The sequence below is a fragment of the Ruegeria sp. CJ2 genome (assembly GCF_056536745.1).
Window position 1 is genome coordinate 102,749 of record NZ_JBQFQF010000003.1, and the last position, 13,526, is coordinate 116,274.

At 59.1% G+C, this 13,526-nt stretch carries 12 protein-coding genes; 6 read left to right on the plus strand and 6 right to left on the minus strand.

The features are described 5' to 3' along the window. Positions 1 to 123 precede the first annotated feature (123 nt). Positions 124 to 969 carry a HalD/BesD family halogenase gene (locus ACR0MS_RS05040; protein ID WP_480570067.1) on the plus strand — a complete coding sequence of 282 codons (846 nt, stop codon included), beginning with the start codon at positions 124 to 126 and terminating at the stop codon, positions 967 to 969. 95 nt (positions 970 to 1,064) lie between these two features. Here the strand turns inward: ACR0MS_RS05040 and ACR0MS_RS05045 are convergent, their stop codons facing one another. Together ACR0MS_RS05045 and ACR0MS_RS05050 are read right to left on the minus strand one after the other, a co-directional pair. Next, the gene (locus ACR0MS_RS05045; RefSeq protein WP_480570070.1) at positions 1,065 to 1,712 is read right to left on the minus strand and encodes a response regulator transcription factor; all 648 of its coding nucleotides are present in this window, start codon (positions 1,710 to 1,712) and stop codon (positions 1,065 to 1,067) included. Further along, entirely contained in the window at positions 1,709 to 3,142 is a 1,434-nt protein-coding gene (locus ACR0MS_RS05050; protein WP_480570073.1) for a cache domain-containing protein, read from the minus strand. Before ACR0MS_RS05050 ends, ACR0MS_RS05045 begins: the two co-directional genes overlap by 4 nt. A 248-nt stretch (positions 3,143 to 3,390) precedes the next feature. Between ACR0MS_RS05050 and ACR0MS_RS05055 the strand changes: the two genes are divergently transcribed. The 3 genes from ACR0MS_RS05055 (at position 3,391) to ACR0MS_RS05065 (ending at position 7,894) form a co-directional block, all read left to right on the plus strand. Next, entirely contained in the window at positions 3,391 to 4,473 is a 1,083-nt protein-coding gene (locus ACR0MS_RS05055) for a TRAP transporter substrate-binding protein (RefSeq protein ID WP_480570076.1), read from the plus strand. 122 nt (positions 4,474 to 4,595) lie between these two features. Further along, entirely contained in the window at positions 4,596 to 5,522 is a 927-nt protein-coding gene (locus tag ACR0MS_RS05060; RefSeq protein WP_480570078.1) for a TRAP transporter small permease subunit, read from the plus strand. A 17-nt stretch (positions 5,523 to 5,539) separates the two neighbouring features. Then, complete coding sequence (locus ACR0MS_RS05065; protein ID WP_480570081.1) at positions 5,540 to 7,894, plus strand: TRAP transporter large permease subunit; 2,355 nt, start codon at positions 5,540 to 5,542, stop codon at positions 7,892 to 7,894. A 138-nt stretch (positions 7,895 to 8,032) separates the two neighbouring features. Here the strand turns inward: ACR0MS_RS05065 and ACR0MS_RS05070 are convergent, their stop codons facing one another. From ACR0MS_RS05070 to ACR0MS_RS05085, 4 genes are all read right to left on the minus strand, one after another. Further along, positions 8,033 to 8,422, minus strand: a complete 390-nt coding sequence (locus ACR0MS_RS05070) for a VOC family protein (protein ID WP_480570084.1) — start codon at positions 8,420 to 8,422, stop codon at positions 8,033 to 8,035. Positions 8,423 to 8,428: 6 nt separating this feature from the next. Continuing rightward, positions 8,429 to 9,253 (minus strand): arginyltransferase, encoded by an 825-nt coding sequence (locus ACR0MS_RS05075; protein WP_480570087.1) that lies wholly within the window; start codon positions 9,251 to 9,253, stop codon positions 8,429 to 8,431. 78 nt (positions 9,254 to 9,331) lie between these two features. After that, positions 9,332 to 9,763, minus strand: a complete 432-nt coding sequence (locus ACR0MS_RS05080) for an RDD family protein (protein ID WP_480570090.1) — start codon at positions 9,761 to 9,763, stop codon at positions 9,332 to 9,334. A 67-nt stretch (positions 9,764 to 9,830) separates the two neighbouring features. Then, positions 9,831 to 10,253, minus strand: a complete 423-nt coding sequence (locus ACR0MS_RS05085; RefSeq protein WP_480570092.1) for a DUF2852 domain-containing protein — start codon at positions 10,251 to 10,253, stop codon at positions 9,831 to 9,833. A 221-nt stretch (positions 10,254 to 10,474) separates the two neighbouring features. Here ACR0MS_RS05085 and ACR0MS_RS05090 point away from each other — a divergent pair, with 221 nt between their 5' ends. Both ACR0MS_RS05090 and ACR0MS_RS05095 read left to right on the plus strand, forming a co-directional pair. Further along, complete coding sequence (locus tag ACR0MS_RS05090; protein ID WP_480570095.1) at positions 10,475 to 13,264, plus strand: [protein-PII] uridylyltransferase family protein; 2,790 nt, start codon at positions 10,475 to 10,477, stop codon at positions 13,262 to 13,264. Beyond that, complete coding sequence (locus ACR0MS_RS05095) at positions 13,251 to 13,523, plus strand: hypothetical protein (RefSeq protein ID WP_480570098.1); 273 nt, start codon at positions 13,251 to 13,253, stop codon at positions 13,521 to 13,523. Before ACR0MS_RS05090 ends, ACR0MS_RS05095 begins: the two co-directional genes overlap by 14 nt. Positions 13,524 to 13,526: the final 3 nt, after the last annotated feature.

Here is a 13,526-nt window from a genome sequence, read left to right on the forward strand (position 1 = left end):
TCTGCGGGTTGATCTCGAAATCGAGAGTGTCGGAAAGCGTCGCGGCAATGTCCCAAACAAGCATGATCAGGCGGTTGGGCTGAGTCACGTTGAGCTTGTCTTAGCAGGCAGAGGAGGCGGGACATGCTGCAGGATCTTGTGGATCTGGGACGGTATCCGATCGATTGCCCGGGCTCGCGGGCCTATGATCAGTTGATCAGCGACCTGAGGCGCGAGCTGGATCAGGATGGATGCGCCGTTCTGCCGGGTTTTGTGCACGCCGAAGGGGTGGCGCACCTGCTGCAAGAGGCCCAGACCACAGCCCCAAAAGCACATCGCTCGTTCAATCGGACCAATGCCTATTTTACGAAGGATGATCCTGGGTTGGCGGCGGATCATCCTATCCGGCGGTTTTATGATCGGTCCAACGCCTTTGTACCGGCCGACAATTTCAAGACATCCGGACCATTGCGCCGGATCTACGAATTCGAGGGCTTTCTGCCTTTCATCCGCGCGGCTTTGGATGAGCCCGAAGACCGGTTCTTTCGCTATGATGATCCGCTGGCGGACGTCATTATCAATGTCGTTGAGGAAGGGCAGGGCTTTCCATGGCATTTCGACACCAACAACTACACAGTGACATTGGCCATCCAAAACGGGGAGGAAGGCGGCGCGTTCGAGTATGTGCCCAACCTGCGTAGTTCTTCGGAAGAGAATTTTGACACCGTGGCTTCGGTGTTGGACGGGAACAGGGCACGGGTGCGCAAGCTGGAGTTGCAACCCGGCGATCTGCAGATCTTCAAGGGGCGCTATGCCCTACACCGCGTTGCACCTGTGAAAGGATCGCGCAGCCGCTATGTGGGGATTTTCTCATTTGTCGAGGCCGAAGGCATGTGCGGTGGGGTCGAGCGGACCCGGCAATTATATGGTCGCGTCCTGCCACATCACATTGAAAAGGAAGGGGTGAGGCGGGACACTTTGCTCGACTGACGCCCTCAATGGAGCGGAAGACCCTCCCGCCCATTGTCGACGCGCCTTTGGCGCATCTCCGCTGGTTGGGCGTGGCAGCGCTGCGCGCTGCGGGATCAAAAGCCGGGACTGGTGCCTTGTAGGACGCCGTGTTCCAGCGCGTAGCGTGTCAGGCCTGCCGTTGATGAAATGCCCAGTTTGCGTTTGATGTTCTTGCGGTGCGTCTCGACGGTTCGAACAGAGATATCCAGCGCCTGAGCGACTTCTTTGTTCGACTTTCCTTGCGCGAGTTCCAGCAGGATCGTTTGTTCGCGCCCTGTCAGCGCCTCACGGGTGCTTTCGCCCTTGGGCTGCAATGAACCGCTGGCGCCCGTACACAGATATTGTTCACCGCGCATCACGGCGTCGATGGCTTGCTTGATCTCTTCGGTCTGGACATCCTTGAGGACATAGCCCTTGGCCCCGTGGCTCAGCGCGGTTGAGATATATTCCGGGCTGTCATGCATCGACAGGATCAGGATGCGAGTTTGGGGCAGACGTTCGAGGATGATCTCGGTCGCGCTCAACCCGCCTAGTCCCGGCATGTTCAGGTCCATCAGGATGACGTCGGGGGCCAGATCTTTTGCCTTATCAACCGCCTCCTGCCCGCTGCTGAGTGTTCCAACGACCTGAATTTCGTCATAGCTTTCAAGGATCGACTGAATCCCTTCGGCGACCATCGGGTGATCGTCTACAATAAGGACCCGGATCGTTTGGTCGCTCATGCACCGGCCTTTCGGTTCGGGGTTGCGTCTTCCTGCGGTGGCAACAGGTGGCTCAGGGGCAGGCTGACCTCGATCACCGTACCGCTGCGTGGGCCGCGTGATGACAGAATACGCAAGGAGCCGTCAAGCTGTTCGATACGCTCCTGCATGTTCCGCAATCCGATCCCGGCGCTTGCCTGTCCGGGGTCGCTACGCAGACCACGACCGTTGTCTGTAATGCGCATTGTCGCGCCTTTCTTATGGCCGCGCAAATCAATTGTGACGCGCGTTGCCCCCGAATGGCGCTCAATATTGGTGAGGGCTTCCTGGGCAATACGATACAGCGCGATCTTGCTGTCCTGATCCAGACGGTTGCGGAAGACGACGGTCGAAAACTCGGTCTCGATCCCTGTGCGTTCGCGGAAATCGTCGGTTAGCGCCTTGAGCGCCGGGCCAAGCCCCAGATCGTCCAAAACACCCGGACGCAGGTCGCGGCTGATGCGGCGGACCTCGGTGATGGCCGTGCCAAGGTGGTCGATCCCCTTCTCCAACGGATCACGCGCGCCTGCGTCATCACCCCGAGACAGGCGACGGCGGGCATTGTCCAAGGCATAGCGCACCCCGACCAGAATCTGGCTGATCCCGTCATGCAGTTCACGCGCCACGCGACCGCGTTCTTCCTCCTGCGCGTCAAACACGCGTTGGGTCAGTTCTTTCAGTTTGGCGTCGGCCAGCCTGCGTTCGCGGAAGTTCAGCAACATGCCCGAGGCAAAGACGATCAACACAGCAGCCAAAACGATGCCGCCGATATACATAAAGGTTCGCTGAACACGCGCCTCAACCTCGGCGCGGGCATTGGCGACGGTGGCAACGATATCGTCGATGAAAACACCGGTCCCCACGGCCCATCGCCAATCTTGCAGGCCGACGACATAGGCGATCATCTGCGCCTCTTCCCCGGTTGAGGGTTTTTGCCACATGAAACTGTGCCAGCCAGCCCCCTGACGGGCGAGGCGAATGAATTCATCAACAACAGGCGTGCCGTCGCTGTCAGTCAGACCTTCCCAGTTGCGGTTGATGAACTGGGTTTGGCGCGGGCTGACCAGATTGTTGCCGTCATAGTCGTAGACGAAAAAGAACCCGTCCTTGCCGTAGATCATCGCTGACAGGATTTGCGTCACAAGATTCTGCGCCACCTTGTCGTCAGTTGATGCGCGGCCATAGATATAGGCGAACCCGTTGCGGGCCTGGGTCACATAGTTGCGCAGCTCTTCCTTCTTGGCCTCGATCAGCCTGCGTTCTAATGCCTGAATCTCGCGCTCGGCCGTTGCGCGGGATTCGTAAGTCACGAACAAGGCAATCGCAGCGACGGCCACGACCAAGGGAATCGCCGCGACAAGCGACAATTTCTGGCCATAGGTCAGCGAAATCAGATTTCGGAATCCCCTCATGGTCGAATCGATACGCAAGCCTGCGGGAAATTGCAAAATTTTTGGACTTTTGATCGTTCTTCCCGGCCATAGGTCAGAAAAATGTGGTGTTTGGCGTCAAATTCACGACCCAAGCCGCCAAAAAACCGCTCTTCCTACGTAGTAGTAGGTATTCACATTCAATTCGCGGTCATTAGGCTGGCGCTCACTGACAACGACTGCCCCCGGCATCGGCTGGGGTATTGAATATGTAGGGGAGGAACACTCATATGGATCGTCGTTCATTTCTGAAAACATCTGCTCTGGGCGGCTCGGCAGCTGCGGCCACCACGCTGGCGGCTCCGGCTTACGCGCAGGGCAAGCGCACCCTGACCATGGTGACCTCGTGGGGTCGTGGTCTGGCAGGTGTTTTCGACAGCGCACAGCGTTGCGCCGACAGCATCACTGCAATGTCGGACGGCAACCTGACCGTTGAAATCAAAGCAGCCGGTGAACTGGTTGGCGCGTTCGAAGTTTTCGACGCGGTCTCGTCGGGTCAGGCCGACATGTACCACGCGGCGGACTACTACTTTGTGGGTCAGCATCCGGGCTATGCCTTCTTTACCGCTGTTCCGTTCGGCATGACCGCGCAGGAACTGGTGAACTGGTATTACCACGACGGCGGCATGGAAGCTCATGACGAGCTGGGTCAGATCTTTGGCCTGAAGTCGTTCCTGGCCGGTAACACCGGTGCGCAGGCAGGCGGCTGGTTCTCGAAAGAGATCAACAGCCCCGAAGACTTTAACGGCCTGAAGTTCCGCATGCCGGGTCTGGGCGGTAAAGCTCTGGGTAAACTGGGCGCGTCTGTTCAGAACATCCCGGGTTCGGAAGTGTATCAGGCACTGTCGTCCGGCGCGATCGACGGGACCGAGTGGATCGGACCGTGGGCCGACGAAAAGGCCGGTTTCCAGGAAATCACCAAGACCTACTACACCGCGGGCTTCCACGAGCCGGGCGCAGGTCTGTCGCTGGCGACCAACCGCGACGTGTTCGAGGAACTGACACCCGCACAGCAGAAGATCATCGAGATCGCTGCCGCTGAAGCGCACCAGTGGAACCTGGCGCAATTCCTGGCCAACAACGGTGCGGCCCTGCAGCGTCTGCAGTCGGGCGGCGTGAAGGTCATGGAATTCCCGGACAGCGTTTGGGATGCCTTCGGCACTGCCAGCCAGGAAGTTCTGGACGAAAACATGGGCGATGAGCTGTTCAAGAAAATCCACGACAGCGCAATGGCTTCGATGGCGTCCTCGTCGGCATGGCTGAACCTGTCGTCGGGTGCCTACACCGCTCAGCGCGACCGCGTTCGCGGCTAATCGCCAGACCTGAACTCAATTGGTTTCCCCGCCCAGCGCGGGGAAGCCTTTCCCGTTGCACATGCAGGGCTCGGACAAGCCAACAATAAGCTGCGGTGCAACTGACGCGACCTGGGGACAACATGCAGGACGAAAACGGTATCTCGTTCTTCGGCGCCCTGTGGAATGGACTGGTTTGGTTCATTCAGAACATTGCCGAAGCCTTCTATAATTTCGGATACGCCATCACGCATCCGCAGCTCTGGCTGAACTGGTCGGACAAAGAAGCCATCATGCGCTTTGTCTATTATGGCGGTTCGGTCGAGTTCTTCTTTGTAATCTTCACCATCTTTCTGGTTCTGACGGCCGTCGGCCTGTACTACCGGAATTTCATGTGGGGCATGGTGCGCGGGCTTGAAGGGTTCGCCAACACAACCGGGCGCTTTTTTGCATGGGCGGGTCTGCTGATGGTCATCCAGCAGATCGTCATCGTCTTTATGCAGCGGGTGTTTGCACGGCCCGATATGGCCTTCGGTTTCGGCATCCCGATCCAGATGGATATCAGTTGGTATGCCGAAGAACTGAAGCTTTATAACGCAATGGTCGTGTGCCTGTGCTGCACCTATACCTTCGTGCAGGGCGGACATGTTCGGGTTGACTTGATCTATGCAGGTATCAGCCATCGGGCCAAGCGTGTCGTCGACATGCTGGGTGCGTTGCTCTTCATGATGCCGATGGCGGTGCTGACATGGATGTACGGCTGGTACTTCATGTGGCGGCACCTGATCGTGCCAAAGCCTTCGGCCAGTGACACGCTGGACAAGCTGGTTCTGAAATCCCGCGCCCTGCGTTGGAATGTGGAAACCATCGGTTTCAGCCCGAATGGGTTCAACGCCTACTTCCTGTTCAAGATCCTTCTGGTGGCCTTCGCGGGCATGGTGTTCCTGCACGCCATCGCGTTCCTGTACCGGTCGTATCTGGAATATGTGGAAGGGCCAGACAGCGTTGGAAAATACCTCGACAAGGACAGCCTTGGAGAGGGTGAAGAAGCCTACGAAGGCGCACATTAGGGACGGGGACCCAGACTATGTTATTCGGACTTGATGGCGTCGAGATAGGCCTCATTATCGTGTTCTTCTGCCTTTTCGGAGGCATTCTGTCCGGCTTTCCGGTGGCTTTTGCCATCGGTGGGGCGGGGATCATCTCATTCGGGATCATTGCGGCGCTGGACAGTGCCGGGTTGCTGATACATCAGGCGATTGATACCGGCTCACAAGCCTATCGGGATGTGGTGAATTCTGGGATCAAGCCAGATGTTATATCGGTGTTCCGATACCCGGACTTACCGCGCATAGCTGAACCAGTCTTTGCATCGGGTTGGGAAACGGCCCTTGACCGCAACGTCTCATTCATCGTGAACCGGATGAACGAGCGCGTTCTGGCAGGGCAGTCGATCGAGACTCTGCTGGCCGTGCTGATGTTCGTCCTGATGGGCATCACGCTTGAACGCTCGAAGATTGCAAACGACCTGCTGACGACGATGGCGCGCGTGTTCGGACCGCTGCCGGGTGGTCTGGCCGTGTCGATTGTTGTGGTGGGAGCGTTTCTTGCGGCCTCGACCGGGATCGTGGGGGCCACCGTGGTGACCATGGGCCTGCTGGCCTTGCCGACGATGTTGCGGAACAACTATTCGCCCGAACTGGCGACAGGTGTGATCGCGGCCTCGGGTACGTTGGGGCAGATCATCCCACCCTCGATCGTGATCGTTCTATTGGGGACGCTTGCGGGGGATTTGTATTCGACCGCGCAGGAAACCCGTGCGGTTGAAGCGGGCTGTACCGACGCGCTGACCTATCTGGGTGAGCCTGCGGTGGTTTCGGTCGGCACATTGTTCCAGGCGGCGCTGCTGCCGGGGATCATGCTGGCCTTGCTCTATGCGCTCTATGCGTTTGGATATGCGTTGCTGAACCCCGAAAAGGCTCCGGCCGTCGAAATGTCGGGCGGCAGTGGCGAGGTGATTACCCGCGCGGAAGGTCTGACCTGGTTGCTGGGTGCGCCGGTTGCCCTGATCGTGGGCGCGGTAATGCTGAGTAGTGCCGGTGTCATCGGCACCCAGAACGTCAGCGTTTCCGCATTCTCTGACATTGGCGAGGGCGCCTCGCTGCGCACGAATGTGTCGGCTGAATGCAAAGCCTCGATGATCGACCTGCATGGTCAGTCCGCCTGGGATCAGGCCGTGGCCGAGCAGGAATCCATCGACGCTGCAGGTGGAACCAGCGAAGCCACACGGTTGACCGAAGAGGAACTGGCCGCCGCACAGGAAGCTAAGATCGCAGCGGCTGCCCCGATTGGAACCGGTGTCGCCGTGATGGTTGTTCTGCTGGGTCTGACACTGGTCATGGGACGTGGCATTGCACCCTCTCGGCCCACGCAACCCCTGATCGTCGGAGCCATCGGTCTGTTGCTGATGTTGCTGGTAGATGTGCTTCTGATCGCGCCGACGACCTCGTCCGGGGCAACTTTCCTGCTGCTGGCAGCGCCGTTTGCGCTGGCTATGTATGGCTGTAAGGAGGCCGCGGCGCGGTGTGCGACCAATGATCTGATCCGCGTGGTGTTCCCGCCGCTGGTTCTGATCATCGCGGTTCTCGGCTCGATCCTGGGTGGCGTGACGAACCCGACTCCGGCGGCTGCGCTGGGGGCCGGTGGTGCGATCATGCTGGCGGCCTACCGCAAACTGCAGGATCAGGGACGGTCCGGCAAGGTGATCATCTGGTCGACATTTGCCGTGATCATCGCCCTGCTGATGGGGGTCAACTTTGACCTGCGCATCAATCAGGGCGGCGTGACGGTGGAAACCTGGATCGCCTTCATCATCGCCTACGGCGCTTACCTGTTCGCCCTGTTCGGTCTGATCTATGGGTGCTGGGTCCTGTTTACCAGCGGCGTTCTGACGCCGGTGGTCCGGGAAACCGCCAAGGTGACCTCGATGGTGTTCACCATCCTGATCGGCTCGCAATTGTTGAACCTTGTGGTGATCTCGTTTGGTGGGGAACATTACATCCAGCAATTCCTCAAGAGTTTTGACAACGAGTTCACGGTCTTCCTGATCGTGATGCTGGTCCTGTTCATCCTTGGGTTCGTGCTGGACTTCCTCGAGATCATCTACATCGTGATCCCAATCGTCGGCCCGGTGATCTATGGCGGGTCATTTGATCCCAAGTGGGTCACGATCATGGTCGCGGTGAACCTGCAGACCTCGTTCCTGACGCCACCGTTCGGGTTTGCCTTGTTCTATCTGAGGGGGGTTGCGCCGAAGGAGGTCACGACGGGTCATATCTATCGCGGGATCATTCCCTTCGTGCTGATCCAGGTGGTCGGAATCGCGATCCTGTGGTTCTTCCCGTCGATTGTGACAATCGTTCCGGATCTGATCCCGAACTGACCTTTGGGTGTCATGCGGTGAAAGTGAAAAGGGGGCCTGTTGGCCCCCTTTGCTTTGGTGTTTTGGGAAGGGGCCAGCCCCTTCTTGGCCTGCGGCCAATTCATCCCCGGGATATTTTTCGCCAGATGAAGGGGCGGATCAGGTGAACTGAATGAGGTCCCAGCGGTTTCCGAAGGGATCGCGCCAGACTACGACGGTTCCGTAGGGTTCGTGTCGGGGGGCTTCTTCGAAGTGAACACCTACGGCCGTCATATCGGCGTGGTCGCGATCAAAGTCATCGGTTTCCAGAAAGAAGCCTACGCGCCCGCCGGTCTGGTTGCCGATTGCTGCGGATTGGTCGGGGCCGTCTGCGCGGGCGAGCAGCAGCGACCCCTGTTTTGATCCCGGTGGGGCGATGCGCACCCATCGCTTTCCTGCGCCCAGATCAACGTCCTGTAATACGGTGAACTTCAGCGTTTGCGAGTAGAATGCGATGGCTGTGTCATAATCCGGGACCACCAGCGTCACCGCGTGAAGACTTTGGCGCATGTTGCCTCAGCCCTTGGTCGGGTGGCGGTCTGGCAGTTGGATGTTGGCCACCTGCTCGGCAATGGGGGCGGTGGACAGGGGGTGATGGCGGGAGTCCGACAATTCGGACGGATTGCCGACACCAACCCATTCGCCCTGAACGTAGGCTTCGAGCCCCGAGAAGCGGGCTTTGTATCCCATTTTCGGGCTGCCGGGCACCCAATACCCGAGATAGACATAAGGCAGGCCCGCTTCGCGCGCGATGTCGATGTGATCGAGGATCATGTAAGTCCCCAACGAGTTTTGCGGTTGCGACGGGTCGTAGAAGGAATAGACCATGCTGAGCCCGTCATCCAAGACATCCGTCAGGCTTACGGCGATCAGGTCACCGGTGGCCGGGTCCGCGTATTCCACGACCCGGCTGCGGATCGGAGTTTCCTCGATCATCGCGGCGAATTCGAAGACATCCATATCGGCCATGCCACCATCGGCGTGGCGGGTGTCCAGATACTGGCGGAACAGCTCGTATTGCTCATCCGTTGCCCAAGGCGAATTCGCCTTGCGCTGCAGGTGGGCGTTACGCTTGATTGAGCGTCTCTGGCTTTTGCTGATGCGAAATTCGGACACGTTTATCCGGGCGGACAAACAGGCCGCGCAATCGGCGCAGGATGGGCGGTAGAGTACGTTCTGGGACCGGCGGAACCCTTGTTGCGACAGCGAATTGTTAAGCTGATCTGCGCCTTCGCCTTGCAGGGCAGTGAACAGCTTACGCTCCATCCTGCCCTCAAGATAAGGGCAGGGTTGTGGGGCCGTCACATAGAATTGTGGCGCTATCGGCAGCGTGTGTCGCATGAATGTTCCAGGTTTCCTGAGACGGATGATAACAACCGATCCCGGTACCGCCAAGTGATTCAAGCAGTTGGATAATTTTTACGCGCGCTGGTTGATCATGACCGTTCCAAGGAACGCGTCCGTCAATCCCTGGCATCGCGCGCTGGTCAGCATCATGATGATGGAAATGATCTGTAGAACAGGAAAAGCCATGCTGACGAAATAGCCCGCAGTGTGGGCTACGGCCTTGCCGGTGTCCATGCGGGCACCGAAGGAATCGCGCAGTTCTATGCCCATGAAGCGCATGCCCAACGTGGCCGAGCCATTTGCGATGGTCACAACGCGATAGACAAAGCTGACGACCGCGTAGATCAGGGCAAGAATAAACAGGCCCATGCCCAGGGTCAGAAAGATCGCGACCGTACAGAGCAGCGAGATAAAGGCGATGTCAAACAGCCACGCGACAAAGCGTTTGATCGCCACGGACTGATAGAACTCCGGTTGGCGGTCAGGGTCAGGCAGGTGGGTCATGTGGGGAGTTCCGAGTTGTTGTGTGGGTTTACCCTGTCCCGATCAGGCGGGGCAGGGCAAGGCTGGATCAGGCGTTTTCGCCGTTTTCGGGCTGATCGCTGTTTTCGCGGGCGCGTTCATCCATGAACTGATCGAACTCGGCCTTGTCCTTGGCTTCGCGCAGGCGGCGCAGGAACGCTTCGAAATCCTGTTGTTCGCGTTCCAGACGGGCCAGGGTGTCGGCCTTGTACGCGTCAAAGGCGCTGTTGCCCGAAGGTTTCATGGCGCTCATGTGGCTGTGCCAGGTTTTGCGGCGGCTGCAGGACTTGCTGAACATGCGTTTGCTCCAGATCATATAGGCCAGAAGAGCCAGGCCCACGGGCCAGAAGAAGATGAATCCAAGGACCATTGCGGCGATCCAGGCCCCTTTTCCCTTGTCATCAAGCCAGGCTTCGGCGCGGTAGAGCCATCCCGGATTTTCAGGGACGGCGTGGTCGGACAGTGCGGTCATTTGGGGTCTCCGGGTTAATGTAAATTGCGTTCACATCATCTAGATGGGGGGTGTGCGGCAGGTTGCAAGGGGTGAATGTGAAAAAGATTTACATTTGAGGTAATCGCTACATGACCAAGCTTCAGGCGGTGCACAGTTTCCACTTGCGCAAGACATTGAAATCACGCCATCTCTTAATTGGGGCTTGAACCCCCGTTTGTTGTCGTTCCGCCGGAGGGTTAATGTCAGAACCACTCGCCATCCAACGCATGCCGCGACCTTTCGATCCGTCGCTAGGGGAGGAAGCGCGTGCGCTTGTCCCCGATGTTGCGCCCGAAGCTGGTGAACTTATCGCCGGGGCCGCAGGGTCGAGCCCCTATCTGAAGGGCCTTGTCTCGCAAGAAAGGGATTGGCTTGCGCAGGCTCTGGTCCAGCCCGATCAGGCTTTGGCAGAGGTGATGCAGGACGCACGCGGCCTGCCTGCCGACCAGTTGAAGCCCGGGTTGCGGCAGGCCAAGCGGCGAATGGCGCTTCTGACCGCGCTGGCTGATCTGGTCGGTGCGTGGCCGTTGGAGAAAGTTACGGCGGCCCTGACGGATTTTGGTGCGCTTGCGGCAGATATTGCGGCCAAGGCGGAAATTGCCGCGCTGATCCGACGCGGCAAACTGCCGGGTATGACCGAGGATGACGTCGAAACCGCTGCCGGGATGTTCATTCTGGCCATGGGAAAGATGGGCGCACACGAGCTGAACTATAGCTCGGATATCGACCTGATCGTTCTGTTTGATGAAACCCGGTTTGATCCGGATGATTTCTATGATGCGCGCCACGGAATGGTCCGGGCCACGCGGAATTTCTGTGCAACGCTGAGCGACAAGACGGCTGATGGTTATGTCTTTCGCACAGATCTGCGCCTGCGTCCTGATCCGGGGGTGACGCCAGTGTGCATGGCGGCTGAGGCGGCAGAACGGTATTATGAAAGCCTTGGCCGCACGTGGGAGCGCGCAGCCTATATCAAGGCGCGGCCCTGCGCAGGTGATATCGAAGCAGGTCAGCGTTTTCTGGACACGCTGCGCCCCTTTGTCTGGCGGCGGCATCTGGATTTTGCGGCCATTCAGGACGCCCATGACATGCGCCTGCGCATTCGTGAGAACAAAGGCACCGGCGGTGCCCTGACCATACCCGGCCATGACATGAAGCTGGGGCAGGGTGGGATTCGTGAGATCGAGTTCTTCACTCAGACCCGCCAGTTGATCGCCGGAGGGCGCGACCCTGACCTGCGGGTTCGCGGAACGGTGCCCGGCTTGGCAGCTTTGGCCGATAAGGGCTGGGTTCCGCAGGATGTGGCGGACAAGCTGACCGATCACTATCGCGCCCATCGCGAAGTCGAGCATCGGATTCAGATGATCCACGACGCGCAAACCCACAAGGTGCCTCAGTCGCCCGACGGGATCGAACGTGTCGCCTGCCTGATGGGGATCGACAGCGCCGAGCTGACATCGGACCTGACCCGCCGTATGACCGAAGTGCACGAGCTGACCGAAGGGTTCTTTGCGCCCGGTTCGTCAACGCCGAAACCTGCCGGAGAGGTCGGGTTTGACCAAAGCGTTCTGGCCCGTTGGCCCACCTATCCGGCCTTGCGGTCACAACGGGGCGCGCGCATTTTCGAACGGCTCAAGCCCGAACTTCTTTCACGTCTGTCGAAAACCGCGAAGCCGGATGAGGCGCTGTTGGCGTTGGACGGGTTTCTGTCCGGTTTGCCTGCGGGTGTGCAGCTCTTTTCACTGTTCGAAGCTAACCCTCACCTGATTGACCTGCTGATCGACATTGTCGGAACCTCACATGCGCTGGCGGCGCACCTGTCGCGCAATTCCTCGGTGTTTGATGCGGTGATTGGGGGCAGCTTCTTTGATGACTGGCCGGGACGACCCGCTTTGCAGTCTGATCTGGAGCAGGCGCTGGCGCAGGAAAGCGACTATGAAAGCCAGTTGGACCTCGCGCGGCGCTGGTGCAAAGAGTGGCACTTTCGGGTCGGCGTACATCACCTGCGTGGATTGATCGACGGGGCACAGGCCGGACGTCAATATGCGGAACTGGCCGGGGCTGTGATCGCCGCGATCCTGCCATGCGTGGAAGACCAGTTCGCCCGGAAACACGGACCTGCACCCGGACGCGGGGCTGCCGTGCTGGGTATGGGGTCGCTTGGCGCGGGCAGGATCAACTCGCAATCCGATCTGGATATCATCGTGATCTACGATCCGCTGGATCAGGACATGTCTGACGGCCCGCGGCCTCTGGCGACCCGGACCTATTACGCGCGGTTCACGCAGGCCCTGATCACAGCGCTGTCTGCGCCCATGTCTCAGGGCAGGTTGTACGAGGTCGACATGCGCCTGCGCCCTTCGGGTAATCAGGGTCCCGTGGCGACAAGTTGGGCCAGTTTCACCAATTATCAGCAAAACGAAGCTTGGGTCTGGGAACATTTGGCCTTGACCCGTGCCCGGGTCGTGGCCGGTGATCCGGGACTGGCCGAAGATATCGAGGCGTTCCGTGCGGAACTCCTGTCTCGTCCCCGAGACCATGCGCAGGTTTTGAACGAGGTGGCAGAAATGCGCACCCGTTTGGCTGCTGCGAAATCCCCGTCTGGTATTTGGGACGCCAAGAACGGGGCAGGGCGCATGATGGATATTGAACTGATGGCCGAAACTGGCGCGTTATTGTCCGGTGAGACCAAACACGATGTTCACGCGGGGCTGGACGGTGCGGTCGCTGCCGGGCTTTTGGATGTCGCGCAGGCGCAAACGCTCAAAGAGTGCTACGATCTATGCTGGTCCGTGCAATGTGCGGCGCGGCTGCTGTCCGGTAAGGTGATCGACGCGGATAAAATCGGTCAGGGCGGGTCTGATTTCCTGTGCCGGGCGACGGGGTTCGATCAAGTCGATGAGCTACAGGCCGCGTTGCAGCAGAAGTATTCAAGCGCGGCCGAGATCATCGGCAGCGTGATCAAGGAGGATGGCAATGGCGCGCAGTGACGACCCGAACGATCACAAAGGTCTTATCCGCGAAGCCTATCGCATCGAGGGCATCACCTTGCAGGAATGCCGCACCATATTTCTGGACTGGGCTCTCAGCCTGCCTGAGGACCGGAACCAGGCACAGGCGCTGACCGACTTGCATGCCACCTATTCCGCGCAAGAGGCGGATCATCCGATGACGCAGGTTCTGGCCGACGGCTTGCAGGCCGCCCAAACGCCCAAAAGACGCGGCGGATGGCGCTCGCGCTCGCGCTAGGGC